Source organism: Sorangium sp. So ce363 (assembly GCF_051520435.1).
GTDB lineage: Bacteria > Myxococcota_A > Polyangia > Polyangiales > Polyangiaceae > Sorangium > Sorangium cellulosum_B.
Genome location: NZ_CP150333.1, coordinates 4706766 through 4725798, shown reverse-complemented (window position 1 = coordinate 4725798; position 19033 = coordinate 4706766). Strand labels below are relative to the sequence as shown.

The 19033-nt window shown below is 70.7% G+C and carries 12 protein-coding genes; 6 read left to right on the top strand and 6 right to left on the bottom strand.

Going from position 1 to position 19033, the window contains the following annotated elements:
* Positions 1 to 82: 82 nt before the first annotated feature.
* Both WMF12_RS17980 and WMF12_RS17975 read right to left on the bottom strand, forming a co-directional pair.
* A complete protein-coding gene (locus WMF12_RS17980; RefSeq protein ID WP_437872786.1) occupies positions 83 to 1648 on the bottom strand; it encodes a carboxylesterase/lipase family protein in 1566 nt (521 codons plus the stop codon).
* A 115-nt stretch (positions 1649 to 1763) separates the two neighbouring features.
* Positions 1764 to 2954: a lipase family protein gene (locus WMF12_RS17975; protein ID WP_437746867.1), complete on the bottom strand. Its 1191-nt coding sequence runs from the start codon at positions 2952 to 2954 to the stop codon at positions 1764 to 1766.
* 1098 nt (positions 2955 to 4052) lie between these two features.
* Here WMF12_RS17975 and WMF12_RS17970 point away from each other — a divergent pair.
* A complete protein-coding gene (locus WMF12_RS17970; RefSeq protein WP_437872785.1) occupies positions 4053 to 4664 on the top strand; it encodes a hypothetical protein in 612 nt (203 codons plus the stop codon).
* A gap of 1037 nt (positions 4665 to 5701) precedes the next feature.
* Here the strand turns inward: WMF12_RS17970 and WMF12_RS17965 are convergent.
* On the bottom strand, positions 5702 to 6322 hold the full coding sequence (locus tag WMF12_RS17965; protein ID WP_437872784.1) for a response regulator transcription factor: 621 nt from the start codon (positions 6320 to 6322) through the stop codon (positions 5702 to 5704).
* Between the two features lie 29 nt (positions 6323 to 6351).
* Between WMF12_RS17965 and WMF12_RS17960 the strand changes: the two genes are divergently transcribed.
* The 3 genes from WMF12_RS17960 to WMF12_RS17950 all read left to right on the top strand — a co-directional run bounded on the left by WMF12_RS17960 (position 6352) and on the right by WMF12_RS17950 (position 10438).
* On the top strand, positions 6352 to 7581 hold the full coding sequence (locus WMF12_RS17960) for a sensor histidine kinase (protein WP_437872783.1): 1230 nt from the start codon (positions 6352 to 6354) through the stop codon (positions 7579 to 7581).
* 90 nt (positions 7582 to 7671) lie between these two features.
* Positions 7672 to 8967: a hybrid sensor histidine kinase/response regulator gene (locus WMF12_RS17955; protein ID WP_437872782.1), complete on the top strand. Its 1296-nt coding sequence runs from the start codon at positions 7672 to 7674 to the stop codon at positions 8965 to 8967.
* Positions 8968 to 9067: 100 nt separating this feature from the next.
* Entirely contained in the window at positions 9068 to 10438 is a 1371-nt protein-coding gene (locus WMF12_RS17950) for a hybrid sensor histidine kinase/response regulator (RefSeq protein ID WP_437872780.1), read from the top strand.
* A gap of 124 nt (positions 10439 to 10562) precedes the next feature.
* On the opposite strand, the gene WMF12_RS17945 is transcribed toward WMF12_RS17950, so the two are convergent.
* Positions 10563 to 10853 carry a carboxylesterase family protein gene (locus tag WMF12_RS17945; RefSeq protein WP_437873867.1) on the bottom strand — a complete coding sequence of 97 codons (291 nt, stop codon included), beginning with the start codon at positions 10851 to 10853 and terminating at the stop codon, positions 10563 to 10565.
* On the opposite strand from WMF12_RS17945, the gene WMF12_RS17940 reads away from it, so the two are divergent.
* On the top strand, positions 10840 to 10974 hold the full coding sequence (locus WMF12_RS17940; RefSeq protein WP_437872779.1) for a hypothetical protein: 135 nt from the start codon (positions 10840 to 10842) through the stop codon (positions 10972 to 10974). The genes WMF12_RS17945 and WMF12_RS17940 overlap by 14 nt on opposite strands.
* A 409-nt stretch (positions 10975 to 11383) precedes the next feature.
* A complete protein-coding gene (locus tag WMF12_RS17935) occupies positions 11384 to 12991 on the top strand; it encodes an amidohydrolase family protein (protein WP_437872778.1) in 1608 nt (535 codons plus the stop codon).
* On the opposite strand, the gene WMF12_RS17930 is transcribed toward WMF12_RS17935, so the two are convergent.
* Positions 12959 to 13942: an asparaginase gene (locus WMF12_RS17930; RefSeq protein WP_437872777.1), complete on the bottom strand. Its 984-nt coding sequence runs from the start codon at positions 13940 to 13942 to the stop codon at positions 12959 to 12961. The genes WMF12_RS17935 and WMF12_RS17930 overlap by 33 nt on opposite strands.
* A gap of 41 nt (positions 13943 to 13983) precedes the next feature.
* On the bottom strand, positions 13984 to 18813 hold the full coding sequence (locus WMF12_RS17925; RefSeq protein WP_437872776.1) for an AAA family ATPase: 4830 nt from the start codon (positions 18811 to 18813) through the stop codon (positions 13984 to 13986).
* Positions 18814 to 19033 lie beyond the last annotated feature (220 nt).

The following is a 19033-nucleotide window of genomic DNA, read 5'->3' as shown; positions in this document are numbered from 1 at the left end:
GCATACTAGGATTTTCGCATAGGACCAAGATCCCCGGTAGCTCGGCAGCCTGGTGAAGGAAGCGCCGCTGGCCGACAGGAGGCTACATCTCTGCCAGCGCCGCCTCGAGCTGCGGGTACATCGCGATGAACACGTCGAGGCGCATCTTCCTGAAGTCGTTCGCGACCACGATCTGCTCGCCGAGCTTCAGGGTCTTGTCCTGCCGGAGCCCCCCTCCCGTCGTGTGCTTGGGCCACGTGACCTCGCCCGCGGGCGTGCCGTTCTCCGCGAAGGAGAACCAGTATCCGCTGACCTTCTGGGACATCGCCCGATCGGCCGCGGTGAACCTGTCCCTGATCCCCCCGAACGGGAAGAGGATCTCGCCGCCGTGCGGGACGCCGAAGGGCTGGTCGGCGCGGTCGATCTCGGGGACGTAGCTGAAGTAGTACCACCGGCTGTCGGCCACGCCGGAGTGTTTGTCCGCGATCCACCGGGCCTGCATGGTGAACAGCATGTCGCGCAGCACCAGGCCCGCGAAGCGGCTCGGGTCCTCGAGGTCCTCGTCGGTCACCTCGGGGTCGCTGCGGTAGAGGCTCTTCAGGTACGCCAGGGCCTTCTCGGCGTCCTCCCCTCCCTTCTCGAGGATGGCCGCCATGATCGCCGCCGGATCCATGTTGAACGCGTCGAGCACGCTCGTCTCATGGCTGTTGCTGCCGATGACGAGCGGCCGGCGCGCCTGCTCGCCGGCCTCGAACGTGGCCCTGATCCCCGTCGGCAGCACCACGTCGCCGTGCACGGGGCTCGGCCCCAGGAACGGCACCTGGCCCCGCGGGTTGTCCGGGGTCGGCATGAACTTCGCGGAGAACTTCTCCGCCGGCACCGCCCGCAGCTCCTCTGCCGTCGCATGCTCGCCGTTCAGCTTGAACAGCCCCCTGGCGATCTTGACCCCGAGCTCGTTCGCCTTCTCCCGGCTCTGCTCCGGGATCGCATAGGGGCTCTGCGCGATGCCCTTGTGAAACAGGGCCGGCTCCCTGTTCCTCGTGAGGGGCGAGGCGAACAGGGCGAGGACGCTCTCGCCCCCCGCCGACTGGCCGAAGATCGTGACGTTGCCAGGATCGCCGCCGAACGCCGCGATGTTGCGCTGCACCCACTCCAGCGCGGCGATCTGATCGAGGATGCCGAAGTTGACCGGCCCCAGGCGACGCTCCTTCTCCAGGCCCGGATGGGCGAAGAACCCGAGGAGGCCCACGCGGTAGTTGAAGGTCACCACCACGGCGCCCTTCCTGGCCAGGGCAGCCCCGCGGAACATCTTGTCGCTGCCGACGCCGATCTTGAAGGCGCCGCCGTGGATCCACACCATCACGGGCTTGAGCGCGCCGGGCTCCACGCCGCTCGTCCAGACGTTCAGGTACAGGCAGTCCTCGCTCTGCGGCCCCACGGAGCCCGCGCCATCCATGGAGGGATACGTGGGCTGGAGGCAGGCCTTGCCGAAGGTGTCGGCCTTGCGGGTCTCCTTCCAGGGCTCGACCGGCTGGGGCTCCTTCCAGCGCAGGGGGCCCACCGGCGGCGCGGCGTAGGGGATGCCCTTGAACACGAGGATTTCGCTCTCGACGACGCCCTGGACCGGGCCCTCTGTCGTGGTGATGACCGGCGTGCTGTTGGTTGTCATGGATTCGTCTCCTTTGGTTTTCTTGATGCTCGTCTGGCGCGCCGGAGCGCGCCCCGGGAAAAGCTGAAGAGAGATGGCGCGATGAGATCGGCGCCCCGCGGCCCGCGCCGCGCGCTCATCGGGGACTGGCTGTCTGCTCCTCCTCGACGTCCTTGAACCGCTCCTCCAGCCACGTGGTCAGGCTCGGGAGGTCCGTGTCCATCAGGCCGAAGTGGAACCCGAGCTCGACGGGATCGTGCGTCGACGAGACCTCCTCGTACTCCTTGTAGGTCACGTTGGCGGGGCCGTTCAGCGCGGCGAGCTGGTGGTGGAGCGTCCTCGTGAAGTCCGCCCGGATGCGGGGATCCTTCGCGCCCTGGGAGATCCGGATGGGGGCGAGGATCCGGAGGGCCGGGTTCATGAGCTCGAGCTGGTCGAAGAACGCCTTCTTGCTGGGGTTCGGGCCTGGGTTCAGCTGCTCGGTCCCCTTGAGCCCGCCCCAGGAGTCCTCCTTGGCCAGCTCGATCCGCGCCTTCTCGTGGATGTGGGGCCACACGCTGTAGGCCTTCACGGTGAGGAGCTCCTCCGGGTTGATGTTCGGGTTGCCGGCGATGGCACCCGCCAGGAACAGCGCGGTGAAGGCGAAGCCCGGCTGCGCGTAGTTCAGGGTGGTGCCGGCGGCGACGAGGAGGTGGACCCCCGAGGCGGGGGCCATCGCCGCGACGCCGCGCAGGTCGAGCTCGGGAGTCCAGATGGGCGCGTGGTACCCGCCGAACAGCGCCGCCTGGCCGCCCTGGGAGTGGCCCACGATCGCGAGCTTCTTCGAGAGCTCCGCCGGGTAGAGCCGCCGCGCGGCGCGCGCGATGTCGAGGATGCCGTGCGCCTCGGACTCGCCGAGCAGGTACGGGTGCAGCCCGCCTGTGCCGAGCCCCTCGTAGTCGGTCATCACCACGGCCCAGCCCCTGTCCAGGAACGCGGTGAGCAGCCCGTGCGGGTGCTCGTTGAAGGGGTGCGCCGGCGACGTGATCGTGTCGCGCGACGGCGCGCACGTGTCCGCGCAGCCGACCGTCCCGTGCGCCCAGCTCACGATCGGATAGCCGCCCTCCGGCGGAGCCTTGTGAGGCAGCGCGATGATGCCGGAGACCGCGATCGCCTTGCCGTGGACGTCTCTGGAGCGGTAGAGCACGAGCTGATTGACCCGCGCCTTGGCGAGCGCCGCCGGGCCCGTGAGCGGCCGCGACCAGATCACCTCGCCGTGCTCGCCTTCGAGCGGCAGATCCGGACGGTAAAATGTGTCGTCGTCGGGGACGGTCACGCTGGACGTCATGGATTCTCTCTTTGCAAGTGGATTGTTGATGCCTCCGCGCATCGCCGCGAGGCCCGCCGGTTGTAGCCCCGGGTCATGGCCCTCGCTATGGGACCTTGGTCCCATGGCCCCCGCAGCCCGCATGGCAAGAAGTAGGACCAAGGTCCCATAGGCAGCGCCGACGCGCTGTTGTAATCCGTTCACCTCGGCTCGCCGCAGGGCTCCGGTCTTCGTTCCGGGAGCGACGCCGGAAGGTTCGACGCCTTGCGAGGCCGATCCCAGGCGCCGACCTCTACCTCATTCACATCGTGTTTTCCTTTTCAAAGGCACCGGAGGACCCGTATGCATAACCGACACCTCGTTCCACTCCTCTTAGGCCTTCTTCTCGGCGTCGCCGCCTGCGGGGATGACGTGGAAGCACGAGAGCGCCACGATGGCGTTCGAAGCGTCCGTCGTGAACCGATGACGTGCGTCTGAGGCGCCGCCTGGGCCCACGTCGGGAAGAGTGCACAGAGATTGAACCGCATCATGGATAGGTGACGATGAGGAAGGCGCCGAGTCTGGGAGAAGAATTGCAGACGCCCATCGTGGGGAAGGGTCCTGAGACCGAATCCGTATCGTGCTCGACACGAGCCGGGATTCACGCCGTTTGGGTCCGCGGGAGGGCTCTGCGACCCCAATGCCAGGCCGGTGAAGCTGGGCTCACGCGATGACGCCCCCGAGGTCCGGCGCCGGACCACGAAGGACGCGCTCCTGTTCGATAGTGGGGACACAAGCCTGTAAGGCTACGCTCAAGAACGGCAAACATGCTGGAAATTGTTTAATCGCTATGCCCTGCGGGACACATAGCGCACCCTGCGAGAGCGCGGGCATGGTCGCACCGAGGCAGCCGAGTACCATCTCAACTTGATTTATAGTTTGGGGAGCAATCATCTTGACGCCTCCCAGGAGTGGAACTAAAGAAGATCACGAGTCGGGCCGCTCGACTGACGTGCGAGACGAGCCAAGCATCGACTCACCCCGGCGCGTGACGGCGGCACGGATTTGCCCCGTCCGTATTGAAGTGCCTCCGGCCGGCGCCGACGGCTGCGATATCTCTATCCAGGCAGAGAGGTAAGTATGGCAAAAGGTGCACTTGGTTATTCGAGTCAGTTCGACAACGCGAAGATCATCGATCCACCGGACAGTGTGCCATTGAAGTTTCCCGGCGACCCGCTGACGGCGCGTGTCTGGGGAGTGGTCGTCAATGGTACAGACAGGGTCGTGCGGCTCTATCCTTACGATGGCTACCCCGACAGACAATGGGACAGCAACACCGATGTCGTCTATCCGGGCCAGGAAGTACGTGTGAAGCCGTTCCGCAGTTTCTGGTTCGAGCCCGATACCAACCTCGCCTTCACCTACACCGACGCAAAGGGGGTGCGGCAGACCGTGGCAGGTACCCCTCCATCAGGTAGGATCCAGGTGACAGCCGCGCCGGCTCGGCCTCCTTTCGAGAATCGCACCGGCTACACCGTGCGTCTCTACGCACCGTACAGCTACGAGATTCCGACGAGCCAGCAAGAGCAAGAACGGAATCCGAGCTTTGGCAGGGGCTCGGGAGAGGCCTGGTGGGACATTGCGCCTGGAGGGTCCTACACCTCGAATTTTCCCGTAGCCAGCTTCGAATTCCTTCGCGTGGACCTACAGGTTTCTGGTCAGATTGTCGAAGCGATCAAAGTCGAGCGGTAGCCGTAAGCCGAACAGCGCCCTCACGCGTGTCAACCGTTTCATGAGCGCCTGTTCCTGCCGCGACAGCTCCACCGGCGGCGTCGCCGGCCGAGAGGCGCTCCTGCGCCGCGTCCAGCAGCCGGCGTTCCTCCACGAACGCGTCCTCCCGCTCGCCGGCCAGCGGCGCCGCGCGCGCGGCGCCGCGCGCGCGGCGCTGCAGATCGGCTGCCCTGCCAAGAGCGGTTCCGGTCTCGGAGGGCAAGCCAGCTACCCCGTCCAGACCGTGTCCGGTGCCTTGAGGGCAGCGCGGCAGCCTTGCCCGGACCGTGTCCGGTGCCTGGAGGGCAGCGCGGCAGTCCAGGCCAGCCGCGCGATCGCCCCCGGACGGGCGGCTCCGGACGGCGCCGCACACCGGCGAGAACCACCGCATTGCGGGCTGCGCCCGCGCTTGACGAAGCCCGCGGGCTCGCTCGTCGCGTGCCTCGCCGGATCGACAGGGAACCTCCTCACCCGTGATCCAGTCGAGCATGGGTGCGGCTCTCTTCGCTCCCATCGCCAGGCGCACACCCCACATCGACAACAGCGTCTCGCTCATGCTGCAACCCGTGGAAACGTCTATCGCCCATCAGGTGCACGAGAAGCTGGTCCTCGGGCCCCTCCCACGACGGGACGGACACGCGCACGCCGCTCTGCATCCTCCGCCCGGATTGATCCCACCGGCACGCGCGGCCGCCGGTCCATGGGACCAAGGTCCTATAGCGGATGGCGCCAGCGCCGGTTAGGGTACGGTCCTCGGTAGCAACGGCGGCAATCGCCGCCGGCAACCTTGATGGCGGGCTCGGCGGCGTCAGGCTGAAGTTCCATGGATGACCGCGCCCCATCAGGGATCTGCCTGGACGAGTGAAGCATGGAAGGTATGCCAAACCATGGAGGGCAGGAGCACATCGCGCCATCCACGGACTGCCCAGTGATGAGCGAGCCGTCATAGGCGACCACCTTCCAGGCGGCGCCCCTGGTCCAGGCCAACCGAGGAGAGGCGCTGGCCGCGCTGTCACAGATCAGGGATCAGGGCCCTGGAGCCGGTCCACGAGCCGCACGAGCTCCGCCACCGACGCCACGCCGAGCTTCTCCATCACCCGACCGCGATGCACCTTGATCGTCTTCTCCGCCGCGCCGAGCTCCTCGGCGATCTGCTTGTTCATGAGGCCCCGCGCCACGCGCAGGCAGACCTCGCGCTCGCGCTGGGTGAGCGCATCGAAGCGCGTCCGGAGCGACTGCTGCTCACCCCGCGCCGCGCGCACCGCGGCGTCGCGTGCGATGGCGCGCTCGACGGCCGCGAGCAGGACGGTGTCGTCGCAGGGCTTGGTGAGGAAGTCGATCGCGCCCGTCTTCATCGCCCGCACCGAGCTCGACACGTCGCCGTGGCCAGTCAGGAACACGATCGGGAGCAGACATCCCCGGCGCACCAGCGCTTCCTGCAGCTCCAGCCCGCTCAAGCCGGGCATGCGCAGATCGACCACCACGCAGCCCGGTTGCTCCGAGGGCGCGCCCTCCAGGAACGCGGCGGGCGACGCGTGCGCCTCCACCGCATAGCCCGCCGCGCGCAGCAGCCGGTCCATGGCGCGCAGCACCGAGGCATCATCGTCCACCACAAACACCGTGGGTTCGGTCGCGATCATGGCCGCGATCGTATCCCATCCACGGTCCCATGAGGGCGTCCACGGCAGGCGGGCATGACGCAGGCGAAGAGCATGACGCCTCCGACGGCGCGCTGTCCTCTGCTCCCGCCAAGGCCCTGGACCGCCCCGCGCTCCTCTTGCTCGTGGACGACGACCCCGGCAGCATCGGGCTGCTCTCGGAAGCCCTCGCGGGTCAGCCACTCTCCATCGCGGTGGCGATCGATGGAGAGATGGCGCTCCGGCAGGTCCGATGCGAGGTGCCGGATCTCGTCCTGCTCGACGCGGTGATGCCGGGCCTGGACGGGTTCGAGGTCTGCCGGCGCCTGAAGGCGGAGCCGGCGACACGCGAGGTCCCGATCCTCTTGATGACCCTGCTCGCCGACACGGCGAGCAGGGAGCGCGGGCTCGGGCTGGGCGCGGTCGATTGCGTGACCAAGCCGTTCGTCCGTGAGGAGCTCGTGGCCCGCGTGCGGACGCAGCTCTTGATGCGCGCAGCCACGAGCGCGCTCTCCGCCGCGGAGAGCGCGCTCTCAGAGAAGAACGACGAGCTCACGCGCGCCCGGGCCTCGATGGATCTCGCGGCCTCGCTCGCGCACGAGCTGAACCAGCCGCTCACCGCCGTCCTGAGCAACGCGCAGGCGGCGCAGCGGCTACTCTCGCGCACCCCGTCGAATCTCGCCGAGGTGCGCGCCGCGCTCGAGGATATCGTGGCGGACGATCGCCGCGCCGGGATGCTCGTCCATCGGATGCGCACGATGCTCCGCAGGCGTGACGTCAGCGCGGCTGCGCTGGACGTCTGCGAGCTCGTCCGCGAGGTGACCCGGAGCGTGTCGAGCGGCGCGCTCCTCGCGGGCGCGACCGTACGAATCGAGCTCGCGCCAGACCTGCCGCGTGTGCGAGGCGATCGCATCCAGATCCAGCAGGCGCTCATCGACGTCCTCGTCAACGCGCTCGACGCGGTATCGCGCCGCCCGCCCGAAGCGCGCCTCGTCGTGGTGCGAGCGCGGCTGGGCGCCGCAGGCCTCATCGAGCTCTCCGTGGCGGACTCCGGCGAGGGCATCCCGACGACGGACCTCGAGCGGATCTTCGAGCCTTTCTTCACGACGAAGACCCAGAGGCTCGGCCTGGGCCTTGCCATCAGCCGCTCCCTCGTCGAGGCGCACGGAGGCCGCCTCTGGGCCGAGTGCCGGCCCCGCGAGGGGGCGACGCTGCGCTGCACGTTGCCCGTGTGGGATGAGGGCGCGCGCCCCGCGAGGTGATCCCAAGCCGGCGGGGACGTCAACAGCGGACAGGCGGACGGCACCGAGCCGCTTGACGCGCCGCGCGTCGCGCACTCCCCTGTTCTGACCATGGCGCCGGCCCGCCCCGCGCTCGTCCTGCTCGTGGACGACGACCCCGCCAGCCTGAAGCTCCTCTCGGAAGCCCTCGCGGGCCTGCCGCTCACCCTGGCGGTGGCGACCGCCGGGGACATGGCGCTCCGGCAGATCCGGCGCGAGCTGCCCGATCTCGTCCTGCTCGACGCGGTGATGCCGGGCCTCGACGGCTTCGAGGTCTGCCGCCGGTTGAAGGCGGCCCCGGAGACGCGTGACGTGCCGGTCCTCTTCATGACCGTGCTCGCGGACACGGCGAGCCGGGTGCGCGGCCTGGAGCTCGGCGCGGTCGATTACGTGACCAAGCCGTTCGTCCGCGAGGAGCTCGTGGCCCGCGTGCGGACGCAGCTGTCGATCCGCGCGGCGGCCAGCGAGCTCTCCGCGGCGGTGCGGGCGCTCTCGGAGAAGAACGAGGAGCTCGCGTGCGCCCGGGCGTCGCTGGAGATCGAGGTGGCGCGGCGGACGGAGGAGCTGCGCGCGCAGAGCCGGCGCCTCGAGCGCGAGCTCGAGCTGAACCGAGCCGCCGAGATCAAGGTGCAGACGGCCCACGACCAGCTCGCGCACCTGAACCGGGTCTCGGCCGTGAGCGAGCTCGCGGCCTCGCTCGCGCACGAGCTGAACCAGCCGCTCGCCGCCATCCTGAGCAACGCGCAGGCCGCGGAGCGGCTGCTCGCGCAGACCCCGCCGGGCATCGCCGACGCGCGCGCGGCGCTCGCCGACATCGTGGCGGACGATCGCCGGGCCGGGCAGGTCATCCAGCGGATCCGCGCGATGCTCCGCAAGGGCGAGCTCAGCGTGGCCGCGATGGACCTGAGCGAGCTCGCCCGCGAGGTGGTCCGGCTCGTGGCCAGCGCCGCGCTCCTCGCGGGCACGACCGTGCGGCTCGATCTCGCGTCGGGCCTGCCCCACGTGCGTGGCGACGGGATCCAGGTCCAGCAGGTGCTGCTGAACCTGCTCGTCAACGCGCTCGACGCGGTCTCCCGCCGTCCCCCCGAAGCGCGCCTCGTGGTGGTGCGCACCCGCCCGGCCGACAGAAGCCACGTCGAGCTGTCGGTCGCGGACTCCGGCGATGGCGTCGCGCCCGAGGATCTCGAGCGCATCTTCGAGCCCTTCGTCACGTCGAAGCCCCACGGGCTCGGCGTGGGCCTCGCCATCAGCCGCTCGATCGTCGAGGCGCACGGTGGGCGGCTGTGGGCGGAGTGCAGGCCCGGCGAGGGGGCGACGTTCCGCTGCGCGCTCCCGGCCTGGGATCAGGGCGCGCGCCCCGCGGGGTAGTCCTGAGCCTGAGGGGAGCGGGACGTCTCGCTGTGGGACCATGGTCCGATTGCAGGCGGCGAGGGCTGCTGTCACAGATCCAACGAGGCTCGGTTCCGCCATGGCAGCACGACCATCCCACGCTCAGATCGGTGAGCGGAGCGACGGCGGCGGCGCGCTGGATGCGCCCGCGAACCCGCTGGCCTCCGGCGCCAGGCTGGCGGCGGCCCGCCCCGCGCTCGTCCTGCTCGTGGACGACGACCCCGGCAGCCTCGAGCTGCTCTCGGAGGCCCTCGCGGGCCAGCCGTTCGACATCGCGGTGGCCGGCGACGGGGAGGCGGCGCTCGCGCAGATCCGGGGCGAGGTGCCTGATCTGGTCCTGCTCGACGCGGAGATGCCGGGCCTGGATGGCCTCGAGGTCTGCCGCCGGCTGAAGGCGGATCCGGCGACGCACGAGATCCCCGTCCTCGTCATGACCGCTCTTGCAGATACGGCGAGCCGGGCGCGCGGGCTGGAGCTCGGCGCGGTCGATTGCGTGACCAGGCCGTACCTGCGCGAGGAGCTCGTGGCCCGCGTGCGGACGCAGCTCGCCCTGCGCGCGGCGGCGCGGGCGCTCTCGGCGATGGGCGAGGAGCTCGCGCGGGTCCAGTCCTCGCTGGAGAGCGAGGTGACGCGGCGGACCGAGGCGCTGCGCGCGGAGGGCCGGCGCCTCGAGCGCAAGCTCGAGCTGAACCGGGCCGCCGAGCTCGAGGCGCAACGGGCCCAGGACGAGCTCGCGCACCTGAACCGGGTTTCGGCGATGAGCGCGCTCGCGGCCTCGCTCGCGCACGAGCTGAACCAGCCGCTCGCGGCCATCCTGAGCAACGCGCAGGCGGCGCTGCGGCTGCTCGCGCAGACCCCGCCCGACATTGCCGAGACGCGCGCCGCGCTCGACGATATCGTGGCGGACGACCGGCGCGCCGCGAAGGTCATCCAGCGGATGCACGCGGTGCTCCGCGAGGGCGAGCTCAGCGTGGCCGCGCTGGACCTGAGCGAGCTCGTCCGCAAGGTGATCCAGCTCGTGGCCAGCGCCGCGCGCCGCGCGGGCGCGACCGTGCGGCTCGAGCTCGCGCCGGGCCTGCCGCGCGCCCGGGGAGACGGGGCCCAGCTCCAGCAGGTGCTCCTGCAGCTGCTCGTCAACGCGCTCGACGCGGTGTCCCGCCGCCCGCCCGGCGCGCGCGTCGTGGTGGTGCGGGCGCAGTCGGGCGGAGCGGGCTGCCTGGAGCTCTCCGTGGCGGACTCCGGCGAGGGCATCCCGCCCGAGGACATCGAGAGGGTCTTCGAGCCGTTCTTCACGTCGAAGGCGCAGGGGCTCGGCGTGGGCCTCGCCATCAGCCGCTCGATCATCGAGGCGCACGGAGGCCGCCTGTGGGCGGAGTGCAGGCCCGGCGAGGGGGCGACGTTCCGCTGCTTGCTGCCGGCCTGGGACGAGGACGCGCCTCCCGCAGGGTGAGCCCGGCGGGCCGCGTCGGCGCCCTGGCGACGGCGGGCCGGGGGTTCAAACATCCCCGGCCCGCCGGACGTGACCACGACCTACCTTTCCAGCGTCACCACGGCGCGTGGTCGGGCGCGGCTCCTCACGGGAGCGCCACGATCCAGTCGTTCCACACGCGGGTCGCCTGGAAAGCGGCCATGTGCTTGTGCTTCGCCGGCACGAAGTCGGTTTTGAGCTCGATCGTCTCCCCCAGGAGCAGCGTCCTGTCCTGCCCCTCCTTGTGCTGCTCCCAGGCCGGGTTCCCCGCGCAGCTGGGCGTACCGGTGCGGGCGAACTGGAGCCAGTACTTGCTGACGCGCCGCGAGAGCTCTCGGTCCTTTTCCGTGAGGAGTCCCTGCGTGGGCGGGCATAGGTCGCCCGTGCCGAGGACGATCGTCGGCCACTCGCAGGGAGGTCAGGCCGCGCTGTTCGGTGCGCACCACGCGCCCATCTGGACACCCGAGCTCGATCTGCGCGGCGTCGCGGCGCTGGCCCCTGCCTCCATGCGCCGCTGATATCTGCGACGGATCGCGCCATGTGGTCCTGAGCTGCTTGTCTTTCGTCGCCTCGACTTTCGAGGTGGGGGCGCGCGGTGCTGGCGTATCGCTGGCACGCGGAGCTGGGCGCCGCGAGGCTGCTGTCGAGGGAGCCGCTGCGCGCCCGGATCCGTGCGCGACACGATGGTCTGAGTGTTGCTGAATGAGTGTTGCTGAAGAAGCAGCCGCGCTGAATCGGTGCTCGATTCCGAGCAACGCGCGGGGGGAGCGCGCCGGAGAGGCGCCGAGATCAGCGGTCAAGGAGCGACATCGGGGCAGCGGCGTCAGGGCACGCAGGTTGCAGAGTGCCGCGCGCCAACAAGGCCATCGTTCTCACACCGGCGACATCGGCGCGCCCTTACCCTCTTTACCCTCTCCGGAGTCTTTCATGACTGACCGTATCGCTCGTCTCAAGGCCTCGCCCTCCGTGGCTGTCAAGGAGAAGCTCGATTACCCCGTCATCGACACGGACATCCACACCAACGATTACTCGCCGGCGCTGGAGGATTTCGTCGCCACGTACGGAGGCGCCAAGCTCGTCGACGACCTGCGCAAGGCGCTGAGCTCCCGTCGCCGCAACGCCGAGAACAGCAGCGGCAAGGACTGGTACAGCCAGACACCCGAGGAGCGGCAGCACTATCGCACCGTCAGGTCGCCGTGGTGGGCGCGGGTGACGCGCAACACGCTGGACGTGGCCACGTATCACCTGCCGGAGCTGCTCGCCGAGCGCCTGGAGGAGCAAGGCTCCGATTACTCGGTGCTGTTCCCGAACAACACCCTCGCGCCGCTCGCCGTGAAGGACCCGGGCGCGCGGCAGGCGCTCCAGCGCGCGATCAACCACTACCACGCGGAGCTGTTTCGCAAGTACAGCGACCGCCTCACCCCGGTCGCCGGCATCCCGCTGAACACGCCCGAGGAGGGGATCGAAGAGCTGGAGTTCGCCGTCAAGAAGCTGGGGCTCAAGGCGATCAACATCGCCGGCGGCGTGCGCCGCCCCATCAAGGCGATCGCGGAGAAGTACCCGCCGGCGCACCACCCGGAGATCGCGAAGTACGCGACGTACATCGACTTCTACGGCATCGACAGCGAGTACAACTACGATCCTTTCTGGGCGAAGGTGGTCGAGCTCGGCGTGCCTGTCCTCACCCACTACGGGAGCCAGGGCTGGACAGGGCGCTCGTCGATCAGCAACTACATGAACAACCACGTCGGCCACTTCGCCGACGGCTCGGAGGCGTTCGCCAAGGCGCTGTTCTTCGGCGGCGTCACCCGCCGCTTCCCCGGGCTCCGCATCGGCATGCTCGAAGGCGGGGCGGACTGGGGCGCGCGGGTCTACATCCACCTGGTCGACCGCTTCCAGAAGCGCGGCCCGGAGGGCCTCAAACACTACGATCCCGCGGCGACCGATCGCGCGCTCTTCACCGAGCTCTTCCGGCGGTACGGCGCGGATCTCGCGAAGGGGCGATCCATCGAGGGCGAGCAGCTGATCGCCGACACGCTGGGCGCCGGGTACACGAGCGACGCCCGCCAGCCCGCGCCGGAATACCGCAACGACTTCGCGGCCGCGGGCATCGAGAAGATCGAGGACATCCGCGACCGCTGGGTGAACAACTTCTTCTTCGGATCCGAGTCGGACGACCGCACCATCGCGTCTGCGTTCAACGCCAAGGCGAACCCGCTCGGCGTGAAGATCAACGCGATCTACTCCTCCGACGTCGGCCACTGGGACGTCCCCGACCTGACCGAGGCGCTCGCGGAGAGCTTTCGCCTCGTGGAGGAGGGCGTCCTCAGCGCCGAGGACTTCAAGGCGTATGTGTTCGAGAACCCGTACAAGCTCTACACCGAGGCCAACGCGAGCTTCTTCAAGGGCACGCGGGTCGAGGAGAAGCTGAAGCGGAAGCAGGCGGTGAGCAGCGCCGGCGACGAGCGGCGCGGCCCGCAACCGGGCGCGAAGAGCGAGGGTCTACCCGGCAAGCCGGTCGAAATACGCGCGTAGCGCCGCTCCGTCGAGCCCCGCCCCGAGCGCGAACATCAGCGCGAGCCTCGCCTTGGGCCCCGAGAGCGCGCCCGCGGCGATCACCCCGAGATCCCGGAGCCGCCGCCCGCCGCCGGGCGCGCCGTACGTCGGCGTGACCCGCCCGCCGGGGCAGCGCGAGCTCAGCACCACCGGCGTGCCGGCCTGTACCAGCGCGCCGATCGCCCCCTCCCAGCTCCCGCAGACGTTCCCCGCGCCCGAGCCCTCGACCACCACCCCGCGCGCCCCGGCCTCGAGGATCGCGCGCAGCAGGAGATCGTCCATCCCGGACGCCATCTTGACGAGGTAGACCCGCGGCTCGGGCGGCGCGAGCGGCAGCGTCGGCGTCCTCGCGGGGCGCGCGTGGACGCGGACGCCCTCGCCGTCGACCCAGCCGAGCGGCCCGACGCCCGGCGAGGCGAACGCGCCGAGCGCGGTCGTGTGGGTCTTCATCACGCACCGCGCGGCGTGGAGCTCGTCGTTCAGCGCGACGAGCACGCCGAGCCCACGCGCTGACGGCTCGACGGCGATCCGCGCGGCCGAGACGAGGTTGCGCGGGCCGTCGGTCCCCGCGGTGCTCGCGTCCCGCATCGCGCCGGTGAGCACCACCGGGGTGTCCCCGTCGAGCAGCAGATCCAGCGCGAACGCCGTCTCCTCGAGCGTGTCCGTGCCGTGGGTGACGACGACGCCGGTCACCTCGGGGTCGCCCTGAAGATCGCGCACGGCGCGCGCGAGCGCCGCGATCCTGTCCGGGCCGAGGTTCCAGCTGCTCTCGAGGCAGAACTCGGTGACCGCGATCTCCGCGATGCGACCGAGCGCGGGCACGTCGGCGACGAGCTCCTCCGCGCGGACGGCGGGCACGGCGGCGCCCGTCTTCGGGTCGACGCGGCTCGCGATGGTGCCGCCGGTGGTGACGAGGTGAACACGAGGCATGGGGTGGCTCCGTGGCTGGACGTGGCTCCGTGGCTGGGAGATCAGCCCCGCGATCCGACGGAGCGCAAGCCCGACCGATAGCAGCGCGCGAGCGCCGCCTGGACGTCGCGCACCGTACAGACGCCTGACAGATCCACGCCGAGCGACACGAGCGACGTCGCCACCCGCGGCGGGACGCCGGCCAGGATGGCCTCGGCGCCGAGGAGACCGGCCGCGCGGACGAGGCGCACGAGGTGGCTGGCGGTGCTCGTGTCCATCCTCGAGACGCCGGTGACGTCGAGGATCACGTGGGCGGCGTTCCCTGCGGAGATCGCGGACAGGACGCGATCCATGATGGATTCCGCGCGCGCGTCGTCGACGCCCCCGATGAGCGGAGCCATGAGCACCCGGTCGCCGAGCTTGATGAGCGGCGTGGACAGCTCGTCCGCGAGCTGGGAGAGCAGCAGCTTGCTGCGCTCGAGCTCGTCGTTCCTCTCGCGCAGCTCGGCGGTGCGCTCCTCGACCTTGCGCTCGAGCGTCGCATAAAGCAGCGCGTTGTTGATCGACAGCGCTGCCTGCGCCCCGAGGAGGCTCGTGACGTGCAGCCGATCCGGGGTGAACGCGCCGGTCGTGAGGTTGTTCTCGAGGTACACGAGCCCGACGAGCTCGCCCCGGTCGAGGAGCGGCGCGCAGAGGAGCGAGCGCGGGCCGGCGGCCGCGCCGAACGTGCCGGCGAAGCGCGGATCCGCGGCGGCGTCGTCCACGACCAGCGGCTCGCGGGTGCGCTCCACGTAGCTCGCCACCGCGGCGGAGTACCCGAGGGCCGGATCGCCCTCGCCGACCCGGAGCGACGCGGCCACCGCGAGCTCGCCCCCCCGCGGCAAGAGGAGCAGGCCGCGCTCCGCCCCGGTGTTCTCGAGGAGCACCCGCATGAGCTGATCGAGCAGGCGATCGAGGACGATCTCGCTCCCGATGGCGCGGGCCGCCTTCAGGATGGAGCCGACGTCGAGCTTCGGCGACAGCGGCTCCGTGGTGACGTTGCCCGCCGTCGCCGGGCCCGGCGCGGCGCTCGGGGGCACGACGCTCGTCGAGCGCCGCCGCAGCAACGACGCGTACGTCGCCTGGAGCTGCTGGACCTTGGCGCGCGCGCCCCAGCGGCGATATCCGTGGAGCGCCTCGATGAAGTACGGCTGCGCGAGCCGCGCCTTGCCCAGCGCGAGGAGGTGCCGCCCCGCGAGCTCGCAGGCGAGCGCCCCCTCCGGGATCTGCCCGCTCGCCCCGGCCCTCTCGATGCTCCGGTCATACAGATCGAGCGCCGCCCAGTGCTCCCCGGAGAGCCGCAAGCGCTCCGCCTCGACGAGGTCGTGACGGTGGCCAAAGCTCTCGGCGGCGTTCGCGGCCCAGGCGCCGAGCTGCCGCTGGCTTTCCGCGACGCGCTCGAGCCACCCGGGCCGCTCCGCCGCGCCCGCCGCCTCGGCCCTGCGCAGAAAGGCGAGCGAAGCATACGTGTTCGCCGTGACGACCGGCAGGAAGCCGGTGATGAACGGGGCGAGCTCGGTCGCGCGCTCCGCGTGGCGACAGGCATCCTCCTGGGCGTCCAGGAGATAGCAGAGGACGAGCTTGTAGATATGATAGTAGGCGAGCGCCATCTGGTTCTGGCCGATCTGCGCCAGATACGCTCGCTCCGAGAAGCCGTCTCCGTCGAAGGAGGCGACGCACCCGTCGGGCCTCCCGAGCGCCGCGACGAGCCGGGCGAAGACGACGAACGCGCCGAACGCATGGCGATTGTTCGTCTTCTGCACGAAGGCGAGCGCCCGCTCCGCCTCCTCCTGGACGTCAGTGAGCCGGGCGCCGCTCTCGTAGGTCGCGCCCAGCGTGCTGAAGAACGTGTAGCCCGCCATCTGGACGTTCCCGCTCTCGAGCAGCGAGGAGAACGCCTGCCGCGCCACGGGCAACGCGTCCGAGAGGGGGCGAGACCAATGGCTCGTGAACAGCGCGTAGATATGGGCGCAATTGCCTTGATCCAGCCCATCGGAGAGCCGCGCGGCGAGATCCATCCCGAAGCGCGCCGACAGATCCCCGGTGCGGTAGTCGTTCCGCAGGAGATAGTACATGAGCGTCGTCGTCGCGATCGGGAAGCCGAGGCCGCGGCATGGGCCCGCGTCGAGGACGATGTTCCACGCCAGGAGGCCGAGGACGCCGTTGTACAGCGGGTCCACGAAGAAGCCGGTCGGGCACATGGCTCCGCAGATCGTCGCCGCCTTGCGGATGCGCTCGTCCTCCACGGCCGGTGCGTCGAGCAGCGCCTGGAGATCGCGGCCCCGGAGCCGCTCCTCGAGCCGCCCGAGATCCCGCTCGAGCTCCGCGGCGGTGACCGACTCGGGCAGATCGAACCCGAGCGCGCCGAGGATCGTCCGCCCGGCGACGAGCGCGTCGACGTACCGGCCCTGCATCGTCCGCTGCATGATGTGCAGGTAGTAGGCGTCCGCGAGGGCGACCGGCGAGGGCTCGCGCGCGAGCAGAAGCGAGAAGATCGCGTCGGCGCGCTCGAAGCGCGCCGTCAGGAACTCCGCCTCCATCAGCGCGCGGTGCAGCGCGGAGGCGAGCTCCGGGAGCGCCGTCCAGGCGTCCGCGGGGAGCAGCGCGGCGCCGCTCGATAGAAAGACGCGCGCCTGCTCCGGGGCGCCGGCGTGCAAGGCGCGCTGCCCGGCGGCGAGCTCGATCCGCGCGACGAGGAGGCGCTCCTCGGGAGCGTCGATGAGGTCGATCGCCCGTCCGAGGTGGTCGGCGGCGTCGAAGCTCGCCGGTTCACCCCTGTCACCCCGCGTGTCTGCGAGCAGCAGCCGCCCGAGCCTGAGATGCCACCTTCGCTGCTCCTCCTCGGCGAGCAGGCAGCGGGCGGCCTGCTGGATGCGGTCGTGGGCGAAGCGCACCTCGCCCGAGCCTGCGCGCAGGAGCCCCTCGCGCTCCGCGGCGCAGAGCGCCTCGTCGATCTCGGCGGCGGAGCACGACAGCGCCGCCCCGAGGAGCGGCAGCGGCGCCCGATCCCCGACGCACGCCGCGACGGCCAGGACCTCGCGCGCTCGGGCGGGGAGCTCCGCGAGCTTGCGGGCCAGGAGCTCGAGCACGCTCTCCGTCACGGCGAGCCGATCGAGCGCCGCCGCCTCCCACGTCCACCCGCCGCCGCTGGACGAGAAGCGGATGCACCCCGCGCTCATGAGGTCCCGGAGCGCGCAGCGCACATGGAACGGGTTGCCCTGGGTCCTCCGGTGGAGCTCCGCGGCGAGCTGCTCGACGTCGGCGCCGGCCGCCCACGGCGCGAAGGTGTCGGCGAGGAGCGCGCGGACGTGCGCGGGGTCGAGGTCGCGGAGCGCCACGGTCCGTACCGGGACGCCGCGCCGCTCGAGGTCGTCCAGGGCGACGCGGAGCGGGTGGGATGCATCGACCTCGTTGTCGCGGTAGGCGCAGAGCAGCATGAGCCCCGGCGGTCGGTCCTCGCCGAGCACGTGCTTCAGCAGCCCGAGCGACGCGGCGTCGATCCACTGGAGATCATCCAGGAACAGGACGAGCGGCCGATCGGGGCTGAGCAGCGCCCCTAGCAGGCGGGAGAAGAGGAGGTTGAAGCGGTTCTGGGCCTCCTGACCGGACAGCACCGGCGCGCCCTTCGGCTCCCCGAGCAGCGGCGCGAGGCCTGGCATCACGGCGAGCAGCACCTGCCCCAGATCCCCCACCGCGGCCCGCGCGGCCTCCTGCGTTCGCGCGTACTCCTGCGCGGGCAGGCCGAGAGCGCGCGCGGAGATCGCCGCCATGGCCCGGACGAAGACGCCGTAGGGCGCGGCGCGCGCGTACTGCTCGCACTTGCCCGTGACCAGCGCGCCGCCGGCCGCCGTGACCTCCTCGCGCAGCTGCTCCACGAGCGCGGTCTTTCCGATGCCGGAGTGGCCGGCGATCAGCACGACCTGGGCCGAGGCAGCGCTCTGTTCGAAGGCGGCGCGGAGCGCCGAGAGCTCCTCGTCGCGCCCGTACAGCCGCGGCGGGGCGCTCAGCGCGAGCGCGGGATCGGCGCGGCGCAGCGGGAACGGCGCGATCGCGGAGCGCGCGTCGAGCTGCTCCAGGCAGCGGCTCAGATCGTGAACGACGCCCTCGGCCGACTGGTACCGCGCGTCCGGATCCTTCTCGATCAGCGCCATCACGAGCTCGCTGAGCGGCGCTGGCAAGGAGGGATCGCGCTGCGCAGGCGGCGGCGGGCGCTCGGCGAGGTGTCGGTGGAGGAGATCGAGCGGATCCTCCGACACGAAGGGCGGCTCACCCACGAACAGCTCGTAGAGCAGGATGCCGAGCGAGTAGAGATCCGCGCGGTGATCGAGCCTGTGCCTGGTGCGCCCGGATTGCTCGGGGGCCATGTACTCCAGCGTCCCGCCCGGCTCGAAGAGGCCGCCTTCGAGCGCCGCGCCGCGCACGCCCAGGCCGAGATCGATGACGCAGATCTGCCGGGTGTCCGGCGCGACGAGGACGTTTGCGCCGCTCAGATCCCGGTGGATGATGCCTGCCTGGTGCAGCCCGGCCAGCGCGCGCGCGATCGACGCCGCGATCTCGACGCGCTCGCGGAGCGCCGGGCGGCGCTCGGCGACGAAGCGCCTGAGCGTGAGCCCGTCGAAGAGCTCCAGGTACAGGACCGGCTTGCCATCGACGATACCGCGCCCGTACACCCTGCGGATCCCGGGCACGGAGAGCCCGCGCAGGAGCTCGAACTCGTTGTCGAGCGCCGCCTCCTGGCGCTCGGTGACGAGCTCGCCGGCCGGCTGCTTGACCGCCACCTGCGCGCCGAAGGGGGTGCCGCTCGCAGCGTGCACCGTGAAGCCTGCACCCAGATGAAGGACCGTTGATTCCATGTCAGATCACCCCGGCAGAACGACCGCGCGGCGCGAACTTCCGTGTTCGCGGGAGCAGTCGTGTGCAGCGACATCGCACCTCCGGTCGCTTCCTGGTGGATGCTTCCAGCGTCGCACCGGCGTCACGCCTGGAGCAAGATATTTCTAGGCGCGGTGGAGGCCTGCGACTGAGCCCCTCGGCTCGGCCGCGGCGCGCTGCCCCTCCGCGGGAACCCGGTGG

Bases quoted from the DNA above. Each gene is read 5' to 3' on its own strand.
- WMF12_RS17980 (WP_437872786.1), bottom strand. From the start codon at position 1,648: ATGACAACCAACAGCACGCCGGTCATCACCACGACAGAGGGCCCGGTC.
- WMF12_RS17975 (WP_437746867.1), bottom strand. From the start codon at position 2,954: ATGACGTCCAGCGTGACCGTCCCCGACGACGACACATTTTACCGTCCG.
- WMF12_RS17970 (WP_437872785.1), top strand. From the start codon at position 4,053: ATGGCAAAAGGTGCACTTGGTTATTCGAGTCAGTTCGACAACGCGAAG.
- WMF12_RS17965 (WP_437872784.1), bottom strand. From the start codon at position 6,322: ATGATCGCGACCGAACCCACGGTGTTTGTGGTGGACGATGATGCCTCG.
- WMF12_RS17960 (WP_437872783.1), top strand. From the start codon at position 6,352: ATGAGGGCGTCCACGGCAGGCGGGCATGACGCAGGCGAAGAGCATGAC.
- WMF12_RS17955 (WP_437872782.1), top strand. From the start codon at position 7,672: ATGGCGCCGGCCCGCCCCGCGCTCGTCCTGCTCGTGGACGACGACCCC.
- WMF12_RS17950 (WP_437872780.1), top strand. From the start codon at position 9,068: ATGGCAGCACGACCATCCCACGCTCAGATCGGTGAGCGGAGCGACGGC.
- WMF12_RS17935 (WP_437872778.1), top strand. From the start codon at position 11,384: ATGACTGACCGTATCGCTCGTCTCAAGGCCTCGCCCTCCGTGGCTGTC.
- WMF12_RS17930 (WP_437872777.1), bottom strand. From the start codon at position 13,942: ATGCCTCGTGTTCACCTCGTCACCACCGGCGGCACCATCGCGAGCCGC.
- WMF12_RS17925 (WP_437872776.1), bottom strand. From the start codon at position 18,813: ATGGAATCAACGGTCCTTCATCTGGGTGCAGGCTTCACGGTGCACGCT.